The organism is Streptomyces sp. NPDC096048 (assembly GCF_044763415.1).
Classification (GTDB): domain Bacteria; phylum Actinomycetota; class Actinomycetes; order Streptomycetales; family Streptomycetaceae; genus Streptomyces.
In genome coordinates this window covers 152,276-165,397 of the sequence record NZ_JBIWGG010000002.1, presented here as the reverse complement: position 1 = coordinate 165,397, position 13,122 = coordinate 152,276, and the positions used below count along the sequence as shown (strand labels likewise).

Below are 13,122 nucleotides of genomic sequence, written 5' to 3'. Positions count from 1 at the left end.
CCGCCGTACCACGGTCGCCCACCGGGCCCGCGACGGTCGGGTCAGCCCGCGCGCACCGTGTCGCGCACCGTGCCGTCCGGCCCGGCGACGAGAACCGGTGTCCCGGGTCCCCCCAGGTCCCGCACCGCCGCCCGGTCCTCCTCCGACGCCGACGCCGACTCCGTCACCACGGCCGCCGCCTCCAGCGACTTCGCGCCGGACGCCACCGCCATCGCCACCGCCGTCCGCAGCGCGCTCAGCTTCAGCGAGTCCAGGCCGACGGTCCCGGCGACGTAGGTGCGGCCGGTCTCGTCGCGTACGGCCGCCCCCTCGGGCACACCGTTGCGGGCCCGCGCGGAACGGGCCAGGGTGACGATCTTGCGGTCCTCGGGGTCGAGGTCGGGGGTCTCGGTCATGAGGCGAGCATACGTAGCCGGGCCCGGCGGCGGCCGTACGGGTCGCGGCCGGGCCCCGGGCCGGGCGCTCAGGGACGGTCGAGGCGGAGCCGCTCCGCGCGCGGCAGGCCGGCGACCACCAGGTCGTACGAGTCCTCGACCAGCTCCCGGACGACACGGTCCGGGAGCCCGCCGCCGGGCCCGCCGTCCACGGTCACCGTGTTCCAGTGCCGTTTGTTCATGTGCCAGCCCGGGACGATCAGCTCCGGATGCTCGCGCCGCAGCCGGATCGCGTCGTCCGGGTCGCACTTCAGGTTGACGGTGAGGGGGCGCCCGTCCAGGAAGGACAGCGCGAACATCTTGCCCAGCACCTTGAAGACCGAGATCTCGGGGCTGAAGGGGAAGTCCTCCACCGCGGCGTCGAAGGACAGACAGAAGTCGCGCAGTTCCCCGGGGGTCATGACGACGCGGCCTCCTCGGCGCGCTTCGCGGCGCCCACCGGCTCCACCAGGACCGTCACGATCTTGTTCCGGCGGCCCGCCGCGGCCTCCGCCGTCAGCCGCAGCTCGCGGCCGTCGGGCAGCTCCACGATCGACGAGGCACCGGCGATCGGCACCCGGCCGAGCGCCTTCGCCAGCAGACCGCCCACCGTCTCCACGTCCTCGTCGTCGAACTCCTCCAGGCCGTACAGCTCGCCCAGGTCGCCGATGTCGAGGCGGGCGGTGACCCGGTAGCGGTCCTCGCCCAGCTCCTCCACGGGCGGGAGCTCCCGGTCGTACTCGTCGGTGATCTCGCCGACGATCTCCTCCAGGATGTCCTCGATGGTGACGATGCCCGCCGTGCCGCCGTACTCGTCGATGACGACGGCGACGTGGTTGCGCTCCTTCTGCATCTCGCGCAGCAGGTCACCGGCGTTCTTGGTGTCGGGCACGAAGAACGCGGGCCGCATGGCCGTGGAGACCAGGTCGCTCTCCGCGTCCCGGCTGATGTGCGTCCTGCGGACCAGGTCCTTCAGGTAGACGATGCCGACGATGTCGTCCTCGCTGTCACCGGTCACCGGTATCCGCGAGAAACCGGAGCGCAGGGCGAGGGTGAGGGCCTGGCGGATGGTCTTGTAGCGCTCGATGACGACGAGGTCGGTCCGCGGGACCATGACCTCCCGCACCAGCGTGTCGCCCAGCTCGAACACCGAGTGCACCATGCGGCGCTCCTCGGCCTCGATCAGGGACTCCTTCTCGGCGTAGTCGACCAGCGCGCGCAGCTCCGCCTCGGAGGCGAAGGGGCCGCGGCGGAAGCCCTTGCCGGGGGTGAGGGCGTTGCCGATGAGGATCAGCAGCGACGGGATCGGGCCCATGATCCGGTCCAGCGGCACCAGGACGTACGCCGCCGCGGTCGCCGTGTTCAGCGGGTGCTGGCGTCCGATGGTGCGCGGGGAGACCCCGACGGCGACGTACGAGACGAGCACCATGACCGCGATGGCGATCACCAGCGCCTCGCCGGTGCCGTCGAACTGCTTCAGACAGGCGTACGTGACCAGCGCGGCGGCGGCCATCTCGCAGGCGACGCGGACCAGCAGCGCCACGTTGAGGTAGCGCGTCGGATCGGCGGCGACCTTGGCGAGCTTCTCGGCGCCGCGCCGCCCGGACCGTACGGCCTCCTCGGCGCGGAAGCCGGAGACCCTCGCGAGCCCCGCCTCCGCGCACGCGGCGAGCCAGGCGATCACGACCAGGGCGACCGCGCCGGCGATCAGCGGAAGGCTCATGAGACGGTCGGAGCCGGGGACGGGCCGGTCAGGCCCTTCTCCGCACGCCAGCCGTCCACGATGGCGGCCTGCAGACCGAACATCTCGGCCTTCTCGTCCGGCTCCTCGTGGTCGTACCCGAGCAGGTGCAGCACCCCGTGGACGGTGAGCAACTGGAGCTCCTCGTCCATGGAGTGCCGCGTCGGCGCCTCGGTGCCCTGCTTGGCGGCGACCTCCGGGCAGAGCACGATGTCGCCGAGCAGCCCCTGCGGCGGCTCGTCCTCGTCCTTCGCCGGCGGACGCAGCTCGTCCATCGGGAAGGACATGACATCCGTCGGACCCGGCAGGTCCATCCACTGGATGTGGAGCTGCTCCATGGCGTCGGCGTCCACGACGATCACCGAGAGCTCGGAGAGCGGGTGGATGCGCATCCGCGCGAGCGCGTAGCGGGCGATGTCGAGGATCGCCTGCTCGTCGACCTCGGTTCCGGACTCGTTGTTGACGTCGATCGACATGGTCGTGCTGGTCTACTTCCCCTTGGCCTTGGCACCGTGCCTGGGTGCGCGACCGCCGTTGTGGCCGCCGTTCTCGGTGCCGTTCCTGCTGTCGTACTGCTCGTACGCGTCGACGATACGGCCCACCAGCTTGTGCCGGACGACGTCCTGGGACGACAGCCGGGAGAAGTGGACGTCCTCGACGCCCTCCAGGATGTCCTGCACCTGGCGCAGACCCGACTTCGTGCCGCCGGGCAGGTCGACCTGCGTCACGTCACCCGTGATCACGATCTTCGACTCGAAGCCGAGGCGGGTGAGGAACATCTTCATCTGCTCGGGGCTGGTGTTCTGGGCCTCGTCCAGGATGATGAAGGCGTCGTTCAGTGTCCGGCCGCGCATGTACGCCAGCGGCGCGACCTCGATCGTCCCCGCCGCCATCAGCCGCGGGATCGAGTCCGGGTCGAGCATGTCGTGCAGCGCGTCGTACAGCGGGCGCAGGTAGGGGTCGATCTTCTCGTAGAGCGTGCCCGGCAGGAAGCCGAGCCGCTCACCGGCCTCGACCGCGGGGCGGGTCAGGATGATGCGGTTGACCTGCTTGGACTGCAGGGCCTGCACCGCCTTGGCCATCGCCAGGTAGGTCTTGCCGGTGCCCGCGGGGCCGATGCCGAAGACGATGGTGTGCTTGTCGATCGCGTCGACGTACCGCTTCTGGTTCAGCGTCTTGGGGCGGATCGTGCGGCCGCGCGAGGACAGGATGTTCTGCGTGAGCACCTCGGCCGGGGTCTCCTGGCCGTCGCTCTCCCCGTTCTCGCTCGCCTTGAGCATGGCGATCGAGCGTTCCACTGCGTCCTCCGTCATCGGCTGCCCCGTGCGGAGCACCAGCATCATCTCGTCGAACACGCGCTGGATGAGGGCGACCTCACGGGTGTCGCCGACCGCGCTGATCTCGTTTCCCCGGACGTGGATGTCGGCCGCCGGGAAGGCCTTCTCGATCACGCGCAGGAGGGAGTCGCCGGATCCCAGCACGGTCACCATGGGGTGCTGGGCGGGGACGGTGAACTGTGCTCTCGCCTGCCCCTGCGCGGGGGTGTGAGCTGTGGGTGTCTGAGTCATGGGCCGGCGCTCGAGGCCTGCAAGTCCTCCTCTGCGGCGTGCGCCGCGTGACTGGCGTGTCTGATGTCTCCAGCGTACGACTCCCCACCGACAGCGCCGAGGCCTTTTATCCGACCGGTGCCCGGCGTACCGCCCGCGTTCACCCCGTACGCTTGTTCACCCTCCGTGACCGGGCGTCACCGGAGCCGGTGCCCCGGCAGTCCCCGCTGCTCCCGCAGCACGTCCCGGAACCAGCCGTACGACGCCTTGGGCGTGCGCCGCTGCGTGTCGAAGTCGACGTGCACCAGCCCGAACCGGCGCGCGTACCCCTCGGCCCACTCGAAGTTGTCCAGCAGCGACCACACGAAGTAGCCGCGCACGTCCACGCCCGCCTCCAGCGCACGGTGCAGGGCGCGGACGTGCCCGTCGAGGTAGGTGATGCGGTCCTGGTCGTCGAGCCCCTCGTAGGAGCAGCCGTTCTCCGTGATGACGACGGGCGGGAGCCGGTCGCCGTAGCGGTCGCGGAAGCCGGTGAGCAGCTCGGTCAGCCCCTCGGGGACGACGGGCCAGCCGAAGTCGGTCAGCGGCCGGCCCTCGATCGCGCGCACCGAGAAGGGCAGTTCGGCCGGGAGCGTGAGGCCCCCGAACTCGATCTCCGCACCCTGCGGGGCGCCCACCCTCGTCGGCGCGTAGTAGTTCACGCCGTACCAGTCCAGCGGCTCGGCGATGATCTTCAGATCCGTGTGCACGTCCCCCGGCATCAGCTCCCCGATGTCGTCCGGGTAGCGCCCGGTCAGGACGGGGTCGGCGAACAGCCGGTTCAGGAGGACGTCGTAGAACTCGGCCGCCTCCCGGTCGGCCGGGTCGTCCGACGCCGGCCAGGTCGGACCGTGCGAGTTGGCGATCCCGATGTCGGCGGCGCCACTCGCGCGCAAGGCCCGTACCGCCAGGCCGTGCGCGAGCAGCTGGTGGTGGGCCACCGGCAGGGCGTCGAACAGCAGCCCCCGGCCGGGGGCGTGCGCGCCGAGGGCGTGGCCCAGCAGGGTGTGCTCGGCGGGCTCGTTGAGGGTGATCCACTTGCCGACGCGGTCGCCGAGCCGGTCCGCGACCACCGACACGTACTGCGCGAAACGCGACGCCGTGTCCCGTTCCAGCCAGTCCAGGCCCACCGGCAGGTCCCAGTGGAAGAGCGTCGGCACCGGCCGGACGCCCGCCGCGCACAGCTCGTCGACCAGCCGGTCGTAGAAGTCGAGGCCGCCGGGGGAGTCCACCCGCGGCCAGGAGACCGAGAAGCGGTACGCGTCCACGCCCAGGTCCGCCAGGAGCGCCACGTCCTCGCGGTAGCGGTGGTAGTGGTCGCAGGCCACCGCCGCCGTCGAGCCGTCCTTCACCCGCCCCGGCTCGGCCGTGAAGACGTCCCACACGGACGCTCCCCGCGTCTCGGCCGCGCCCTCGATCTGGTGCGCCGAGGTCGACACGCCCCACAGGAAGCCGTCCGGGAACCGGGGTACCGGGTTCGTCGCCATGCGCGGATCATCCGCACGGCCGGTTCGGGAAGTCAACGCCCCCGCACGGCGACGGCGTTACGCACCCTCCTTCAGCACCCGCGAGATCAGCCTCCGCTGCTCGTCCGTCAGCCGGGGGTCGGCGGCGTACACCGTCTTCCCGTCCACGGTGATCTGGTAGCTGAACCCGTCCGGCACCCCGACGGGCGGCGTGCCCCGCCCGTCGGCGGCCGCCCGCTCCGCCAGGGCGTGCCACTCGTCCGCGTCGGGGCGTCCCGCGGTGTCGACCTCCGCGTGGCGTTCGATGCCCGCGAAGCCTCCTGTGCGCCTCACCTGAATCCGCATGGGTCCGTGTCTAGTACGGAACTAGAGCGTGCGCACCCCGACCTGCTCCCAGGCCTTGCGCACCGCCTCCAGCTCCTCGGCGTCGCCGTAGCGCTCCCGGGCGGCCTTCACCGTCAGGGTCGCGAAGTCCACGAACAGCGCGTCCTGCGCCAGCTCGCCGCCGGTCAGCACGTCGTACCAGAGCAGTCCCGCCCGCTCCCAGGCGTGCCCGCCGAGCGCCGTGGCGACCAGGTAGAAGGCGTGGTTGGGGATGCCGGAGTTGATGTGCACGCCGCCGTTGTCGCGGCCGGTGCGCACGAAGTCGTCCATCGTCGCGGGCTGCGGGTCCTTGCCGAGGACGTCGTCGTCGTAGGCCGTGCCCGGCGCCTTCATGGAGCGCAGCGCCACCCCGGTCACGCGCGGGGCGAGCAGCCCGGCGCCGATCAGCCAGTCGGCCTCCGCGGCGGTCTGGCCGAGCGAGTACTGCTTGATGAGGGCGCCGAAGACGTCGGAGACCGACTCGTTGAGGGCGCCCGGCTGGCCGTAGTAGGTCAGGTTGGCGGTGTGCTGGGTGACGCCGTGGGTCAGCTCGTGGCCGATCACGTCGAGCGGGATGGTGAAGTCGAGGAAGATCTCCCCGTCCCCGTCGCCGAAGACCATCTGCTCGCCGTTCCAGAAGGCGTTGTTGTACTCGCGGTCGTAGTGCACGGTCGCGTCCAGGGGCAGCCCGCCGCCGTCGATGGAGTTGCGCCCGTACACCTTGAGGAAGTGCTCGAAGGTGGCGCCGAGGGCCGCGTAGGCGCGGTTCACGGTGGCGTCCTTGCCGGGCTCCTCGCCCTCCCCGCGCACCTTCTTGCCCGGCAGGTCGGTGCCGTGCCGGGCGTCGAAGATCGTGCGCTGCGGCTTCTCGGTCCCGGCGTCGGCGCGCGGGGCGACGGTGGGGGCGCCGATCACCGTGGTCAGCTGGCGATGGGTGCGCTCGAAGGCGTCGCGCTGGAGGGTCCGGCGGGCGGGACCGGCGAGCACGGGGTCCTCGTGCTGGGCGAGCTTGTCGAGGACGTGGGGCGGCACGATGGTGCAGAAGACGGGCTCGAAGCCCCCGTATGACGTCATGTCCGGCACCTTCGCACTGCGTGATGCGGCTGTCACCACCCGCAACCATGATTGATGAAAAGCAATGCCAAGGCGGCCTCGCGGCGGGTCGTGAGTGGTATACGGCACTTTTTGTCCCGGTTCCCTCCGTGGTCCCGCATACTGATACGGACCCGCGTGACCGGCGTGACTCGGCTAAGGTGCTGGGCATCATGCGTTTCGGGCTGCTTCTCCTTAGCTGCCGCGGCGAGGGCCTGTAGAGGCCGACTCCCTCCCCGCGGAGCTTGGTGGTGCCGTCGGCCGTCCTTCCGGAACACGCGGACGTCGCGGACGTCGCGGACGTCGCGCACACCGCGGACATCACGAGGAGCCCACGCCATCATGGCCAACCGCCAGCAGCCCAGTCCCATGCCGACCGCCAAGTACCGCGGGTACGAGCAGGTCGACATCCCCGACCGCACCTGGCCGAACCGGCGCGTCACCACCGCCCCCCGCTGGCTCTCCACCGACCTGCGCGACGGCAACCAGGCGCTGATCGACCCCATGTCGCCCGCCCGCAAGCGCGCGATGTTCGACCTGCTGGTCAAGATGGGCTACAAGGAGATCGAGGTCGGCTTCCCGGCCTCCGGACAGACCGACTTCGACTTCGTACGTTCGATCATCGAGGACCCGGACGCCATCCCGGACGACGTGACGATCTCCGTACTGACCCAGGCCCGCGAGGACCTGATCGAGCGCACGGTGGAGTCCCTGAAGGGCGCCAGGCGGGCCACCGTCCACCTGTACAACGCCACCGCCCCCGTCTTCCGCCGCGTCGTCTTCCGCGGCTCCAGGGACGACATCAAGCAGATCGCGGTCGACGGCACCCGCCTGGTCATGGAGTACGCGGAGAAGCTGCTGGGTCCGGAGACGGAGTTCGGCTACCAGTACAGCCCCGAGATCTTCACCGACACCGAGCTGGACTTCGCGCTGGAGGTCTGCGAGGCGGTGATGGACACCTACCAGCCCGGCCCCGGCCGCGAGATCATCCTCAACCTGCCCGCCACCGTGGAGCGTTCCACCCCCTCCACCCACGCGGACCGCTTCGAGTGGATGGGCCGCAACCTCTCCCGTCGCGAGTACGTCTGCCTGTCCGTCCACCCGCACAACGACCGCGGCACGGCGGTGGCGGCGGCCGAGCTGGCCGTGATGGCCGGCGCCGACCGCGTCGAGGGCTGCCTGTTCGGGCAGGGCGAGCGCACCGGCAACGTCGACCTGGTCACCCTGGGCATGAACCTGTTCTCCCAGGGCGTCGACCCGCAGATCGACTTCTCCGACATCGACGAGATCCGTCGCACGTGGGAGTACTGCAACCAGATGGACGTCCACCCGCGCCACCCGTACGTGGGCGACCTGGTCTACACGTCCTTCTCCGGCTCCCACCAGGACGCCATCAAGAAGGGCTTCGACGCCATGGAGGCCGACGCGGCGGCCAAGGGCGTCACCGTCGACGACATCGAGTGGGCGGTCCCCTACCTGCCGATCGACCCCAAGGACGTCGGCCGCTCCTATGAGGCCGTCATCCGCGTCAACTCGCAGTCCGGCAAGGGCGGCATCGCCTACGTCCTGAAGAACGACCACAAGCTGGACCTGCCGCGCCGGATGCAGATCGAGTTCTCCAAGCTGATCCAGGCCAAGACGGACGCCGAGGGCGGCGAGATCACGCCGGCCGCCATCTGGGACGTCTTCCAGGACGAGTACCTGCCCAACCCGGACAACCCCTGGGGCCGCATCCAGGTCGCCAACGGGCAGAGCACGACCGACCGCGACGGCATCGACACCCTCACCGTCGACGCCACGGTCGACGGCGCGGAGACCACCCTGGTCGGCACCGGCAACGGCCCGATCTCGGCCTTCTTCCACGCGCTGCAGGGCGTCGGCATCGACGTACGGCTGCTGGACTACCAGGAGCACACGATGAGCGAGGGCGCCTCCGCGATGGCCGCCTCCTACATCGAGTGCGCCATCGGCGACAAGGTGCTGTGGGGCATCGGAATCGACGCGAACACCACGCGCGCCTCGCTGAAGGCCGTCGTCTCCGCAGTCAACCGCGCAACTCGCTGACCAGCCGAATCGGCGGTTTGAGGCCCCGCTCGCCGGAAAACGGCGGGCGGGGTCCCGTCGTATACCGGCCAACTCCGTGTGCAGGTCACGGAAAGGTCTCGTCCTGGGTGCTGACTCCACGTCGGTGATGTGGCTAACATCACGCCAGCGCGACGATGCTGTCGCGCGGTTACGGAGGTGCGACGTGCTGCCTGGACGGGGACGAAACGGCCGAGCTGCCCGGCTGCCGCGCATCCTGGGCACACGCACCGCGTGGACACCCGTCGGCGACGGCGAGTTCTTCTGCCCGGGCTGCGGAGGCGACCGCAACTACCAGCGGCTCACCGGCCGCCGCCGCTTCACCATGCTCGGCGTGCCCGTGCTGCCGCGCGGCGAGTCCGCGCCGACCGTCGAGTGCGCGGCCTGCCGCCGCCACTACGGCACCGACGTCCTCGACCACCCGACCACCACCCGCTTCTCCGCGATGCTGCGCGACGCCGTCCACACCGTCGCCCTCGCGGTCCTGACCGCCGGCGGCACCTGCTCCCGTACGTCGCTGGAGACGGCGGCCGTCGCGGTGCGCGCGGCCGGCTTCGAGGACTGCACCGAGGACCAGCTGAGCGCGCTGGTCGAAGCGCTGGAGGCGGACACCGGCCGGGTCCACGGAGAGCCCTGCGTACCCGGCCTGGCCATAGAGCTGCACGAGGCGCTGGACCCGCTGGCCCCGCACCTCGCCGCCGTCGGCCGCGAGTCGATCCTCCTCCAGGGCGCCCGCATCGCCCTGGCCGACGGCCCCTACACGCCCGCCGAACGCGACGCCCTGGCGACGATCGGCGCGGCCCTGACCATCTGCTCCGACGACGTGACCCGCCTCCTGGAATCGGCGGGCACGCCCTCCTAGCCGCCCCGGCCCCAGCCGCCTCGGCCCTAGCCGCCCTGGCCCCGGCCCCCCGGCAGGTCCAGGCGCATGATCTGGCGGTCCATCCCCGGGCCGAAGTAGTCCCGGCGCAGGCCCCCGTCGGGTTCCTCCGGGCGGAAGCCCAGGGAGCGGTAGAGCAGGATGGCGGCGAGGTTGGCGGGTTCCACGGTGAGGCGGACCACCCCGATGCCGTCCCGGCGCAGCCGGGTCAGGACCTCCGTCATCAGCTCCCGGCCCAGCCCGTGCCGGCGCCGGTCCTGGGTGACGCACAGGCCGAGTATCCAGCTGTCCCCGCCGAGCGCCCTGGTGGCGGCCAGTACGTAACCGCGCAACCGGCCCGTGCCGTCGTCGAGTACCAGGAAGTGTTCCTCGTACATGTCGAAGAGCTGGCGCAGGAGGAAGCCGGGGTAGGCGACCTCCTGGAAGACCTCCTCGTCGAGCCGCCGCAGTTCGGGCAGGTCGGACTCCCGCGCCGTCCGCAGGACCAGTGGCGGTGTCCGCGGGTACGGATCCGGCCCCGTGAGCTGTTCGTGGCGGTCCAAGGAGCGTTCCAGCGGTTCGGCGGTCATGCCACCCCCAGTCGGGACGTGCGGACGTCAACTCGACGACACCGGACCCCGCTCACGAAGGAATGAGCTCCCTTATGGCGGCCGGTGCCCCCTTCTGGCTAGAGTGAGCTTCCAACTTCCCCCGTGCAAGGGCGAGTTCGGGTGTGCGACGATGCGCCGGACGTGCGCCCGGCGGAAGAGGACTGGCGTGTTCCCGGCTGTCTCGGCATGTCGTGGTGGCTTACCGTGCACGACACTGGGGCTTGTCCGGAATCGAATGGAACGCGGCAGGGTGACTATGGACCGCAATGCCGACGCACCTTGGTCGAAGTTCGATCCAGAGGTGTACGTCGACAACAATTACCGGACGCCACTCGAAGTCGATCTGCTGATCGTCCGGTTGATGCGCGACTATTTCAGCCGCTGTTTCTCCGGAGGCGTTCCGGATTCGGTGCGGGGCGTCGACGTCGGTGCCGGTGCGAATCTCTATCCCGCGCTCTCCATGCTGCCGTGGTGCGAGAAGACGCTGCTGCTGGAATACGCCCGCCCGAACGTCGAATACCTGGAGAGGCAGGTCTCCCCGGAGGGATACGACACCGCGTGGGACGCGTTCTGGGAGGTGCTGCGCGAGTCTCCCGCCTACGCCGCCGTCGAACCGAGGAGCCGCGTCAGCGAGATCGTCCGGGTGGAGCGCGGCAACCTCTTCGACCTGGAGCACGGACACCGGCGCTGGGACATCGGGACGATGTTCTTCGTCGCCGACTCGATGTCCGAGTGCCCCGACGAGTTCCACCGCGGAGTGCGGTGCTTCATGAACGCGCTCGGTGAAGGCGCGCCGTTCGCCGCCGCGTTCATGAAGGAATCGGTCGGCTACCGCGTCGGCGAACACGACTACCCGGCCTACCGGGTGAACGAGGACCGGGCCAGGGAGAGCCTGGAACCGTTCACCAGGGAGCTGGAGATCCACGATCTGCACCACATGGTGCGGCCGGGACACGAGGGAATGATCCTCGCCCTGGGGCGGCGCAATTCGGAGGTTGCCGTCCCGTAGGAACGGGGACCATGCTGAACACAGGGCAACGAGATCTGTACGAGGGGTGCGGGGATGCAGATCAAGCCACGCCAGCACATGCTGGAGATCTGGCAGGCCATGGCCCGTCATTCGTTCGACGACGGGAAACTGCTGTGGGGCGACACCGACGGGCTGAGCAGCGTCGCGGACGCCGAACGCCTGCTGTGCCTGCTGTATCCGGCCACCGAGGTCCCCGCCTTCCGGCTCGACCAGCCGGACACCACCGAACGTGACGTCCTGCGCGCACTCGACCGGATCGGCAGCCGGCTGGAGATCCCGCCCAACCTGATCACCGCGCTGACCCAGTTCATGCGCACCCACACCGGGACGGACGACAGCCCCACCTTCTCCGGCGGCCACTACTTCCGCCCCGCCGATCCCGACGGGCAGGTCACGCACGAGCAGGGCCAGCTGGGCGTGGTCGACTCCTACTCCATGTCCGTCACGCTGTGCCTCGCCACCCTCGGCTTCCTCAAGGTCTACGAGGGCACCACCACCCGCCCCGAGGTGCGCAGGGCGATCGCCGAGCTGAGAGAGGCCACGAACGCCCGGCTGACCGCCGCCATGGTCAGCCTGCTGCGCTCCTTCACCGTCAACGTCTTCGACGCCGAGTCCGAGCAGGGCAAGCGGCTGATCCAGGTCGTCGGACAGGGCAGACAGTCCGACCGGGCCGTCCTCCAGCAGTTCTCCCGCAAGTTGCGCCCCCTGCGCGCCACCATCATCGAGAGCCTCTCCCGCGGCATCGAGGTCGACGAGGGCATCCGCGACGAGAGCCAGCTCTTCGAGTGCGGCTGGGCCTGGGGCGTCGTGCAGGACGCCCCGGAGATCACCGACCTGAGCGTCCCGGTCCCCGGCCAGCCCGCCGGCATCGCCGACCGGCTGCCCTACGTGTACTTCACCGTCGTCGCCCTCGACGGCATCCAGGACCTCTTCTCCGACCGCACCCTCACCCTCGGCCTGCTCGACGCCGACCAGCAGAAACTCGCCGAGGCACTGCGCCTGCGCTGGGAACTCAGCCAGCAGTACTGGTCCGCGATCGCCCGCTTCGGCACCGAACGCTGGCCCCTGGAGGACCTGCCCTGGCAGACCACCGGCCTGCGCCTGGAGTCCGAGTACTTCTCCCTGACCGTCGCGGCCATCGTCGTCCACGACCTGGTCCGCCGGAAGGCGACCGACGACGACCTCACCCGCACCGTCGCCGTCATGGAGCGCCTCGCCGACCGCGGCCGGGTCACCAGCCGGATGACCAGGAAGGACACCACCATCCGGCTGCACAACCCCGGCGTCACCATGCCGCTCGCCGGTTCCGAACGCTCCGGCGGTCTCCTCCTGTGGCGGATGACCGACTTCTCCGCCCAGCTCCTCAAGCGGAGCATCCAGCTCGCCGAACTCTCCCGGAACATCGGCGCCCAGGACCGGCTGCTCCGCCTCGCCGAGCAAGCCTTCGAACACCTGTGGACCCGGCGGATCGACGACGAGGACGGCGCCGGCCTCTGGGACAACGTCCGGGCCGTCTACCCCGAGGCGCACGACGTCGGACTGCGCATGTCGTGGAGCATCACCGAGCGCGTCACCGAATGCCTCGTCGCCGCCCGCAACCTGTACGAGCAGCAGCCCATCCGCAGCCCCGAACTCGCCGGGCTGGCCCGCGAACTGCTCAGCGAGGCCACCCACCTGTTCGGCAAGGAGCAGCTGGAGGCGTCCGCCGCCGCCGACGGGAGCAGAGCCCGGGCCATGCGGAGCATCGAGAGCCGCCTCGACCACGCCCGCGGCCTGGTCGACGACCGGCCCGCCACCGCCTTCGCCCTGGCCCTGCCCGTGCTCCAGGAACTCGACACCCTGGCCCAGGCCAGGGGCGCCGCCGCGCAGGAGGTGTGAG

13 protein-coding genes are annotated in these 13,122 nt (G+C 70.5%); 4 read left to right on the top strand and 9 right to left on the bottom strand.

The features are described from left to right. Positions 1–41 precede the first annotated feature (41 nt). The 8 genes from ACIQ6R_RS05270 to ACIQ6R_RS05235 all read right to left on the bottom strand — a co-directional run bounded on the left by ACIQ6R_RS05270 (position 42) and on the right by ACIQ6R_RS05235 (position 6,643). On the bottom strand, positions 42–395 hold the full coding sequence (locus ACIQ6R_RS05270) for a cytidine deaminase (protein ID WP_404177829.1): 354 nt from the start codon (positions 393–395) through the stop codon (positions 42–44). Between the two features lie 68 nt (positions 396–463). After that, a complete protein-coding gene (locus tag ACIQ6R_RS05265; protein WP_404218850.1) occupies positions 464–835 on the bottom strand; it encodes an MmcQ/YjbR family DNA-binding protein in 372 nt (123 codons plus the stop codon). Beyond that, positions 832–2,136 carry a hemolysin family protein gene (locus tag ACIQ6R_RS05260; RefSeq protein WP_404177834.1) on the bottom strand — a complete coding sequence of 435 codons (1,305 nt, stop codon included), beginning with the start codon at positions 2,134–2,136 and terminating at the stop codon, positions 832–834. Before ACIQ6R_RS05260 ends, ACIQ6R_RS05265 begins: the two co-directional genes overlap by 4 nt. Further along, on the bottom strand, positions 2,133–2,630 hold the full coding sequence (gene ybeY, locus ACIQ6R_RS05255) for an rRNA maturation RNase YbeY (RefSeq protein WP_404177837.1): 498 nt from the start codon (positions 2,628–2,630) through the stop codon (positions 2,133–2,135). Before ybeY ends, ACIQ6R_RS05260 begins: the two co-directional genes overlap by 4 nt. Before the next feature lie 12 nt (positions 2,631–2,642). Continuing rightward, the gene (locus ACIQ6R_RS05250) at positions 2,643–3,722 is read right to left on the bottom strand and encodes a PhoH family protein (protein WP_404218848.1); all 1,080 of its coding nucleotides are present in this window, start codon (positions 3,720–3,722) and stop codon (positions 2,643–2,645) included. 176 nt (positions 3,723–3,898) lie between these two features. After that, positions 3,899–5,227 (bottom strand): GH1 family beta-glucosidase, encoded by a 1,329-nt coding sequence (locus tag ACIQ6R_RS05245; protein ID WP_404218846.1) that lies wholly within the window; start codon positions 5,225–5,227, stop codon positions 3,899–3,901. Positions 5,228–5,284: 57 nt separating this feature from the next. Then, positions 5,285–5,551, bottom strand: a complete 267-nt coding sequence (locus tag ACIQ6R_RS05240) for a protealysin inhibitor emfourin (protein ID WP_404177846.1) — start codon at positions 5,549–5,551, stop codon at positions 5,285–5,287. A gap of 21 nt (positions 5,552–5,572) precedes the next feature. Continuing rightward, on the bottom strand, positions 5,573–6,643 hold the full coding sequence (locus tag ACIQ6R_RS05235) for a M4 family metallopeptidase (protein WP_404218844.1): 1,071 nt from the start codon (positions 6,641–6,643) through the stop codon (positions 5,573–5,575). Between the two features lie 360 nt (positions 6,644–7,003). On the opposite strand from ACIQ6R_RS05235, the gene leuA reads away from it, so the two are divergent. Then, positions 7,004–8,725 carry a 2-isopropylmalate synthase gene (gene leuA / locus ACIQ6R_RS05230; RefSeq protein ID WP_404177852.1) on the top strand — a complete coding sequence of 574 codons (1,722 nt, stop codon included), beginning with the start codon at positions 7,004–7,006 and terminating at the stop codon, positions 8,723–8,725. 184 nt (positions 8,726–8,909) lie between these two features. Then, complete coding sequence (locus ACIQ6R_RS05225; protein WP_404218842.1) at positions 8,910–9,605, top strand: TerB family tellurite resistance protein; 696 nt, start codon at positions 8,910–8,912, stop codon at positions 9,603–9,605. A gap of 26 nt (positions 9,606–9,631) precedes the next feature. Here ACIQ6R_RS05225 and ACIQ6R_RS05220 read toward each other — a convergent pair whose 3' ends face one another. Next, a complete protein-coding gene (locus tag ACIQ6R_RS05220; RefSeq protein WP_404218840.1) occupies positions 9,632–10,192 on the bottom strand; it encodes a GNAT family N-acetyltransferase in 561 nt (186 codons plus the stop codon). Between the two features lie 256 nt (positions 10,193–10,448). Here ACIQ6R_RS05220 and ACIQ6R_RS05215 point away from each other — a divergent pair, with 256 nt between their 5' ends. Together ACIQ6R_RS05215 and ACIQ6R_RS05210 are read left to right on the top strand one after the other, a co-directional pair. Next, on the top strand, positions 10,449–11,222 hold the full coding sequence (locus ACIQ6R_RS05215) for an SCO2525 family SAM-dependent methyltransferase (protein WP_404218838.1): 774 nt from the start codon (positions 10,449–10,451) through the stop codon (positions 11,220–11,222). 54 nt (positions 11,223–11,276) lie between these two features. After that, positions 11,277–13,121 (top strand): SCO2524 family protein, encoded by a 1,845-nt coding sequence (locus tag ACIQ6R_RS05210; protein WP_404218835.1) that lies wholly within the window; start codon positions 11,277–11,279, stop codon positions 13,119–13,121. Position 13,122 lies beyond the last annotated feature (1 nt).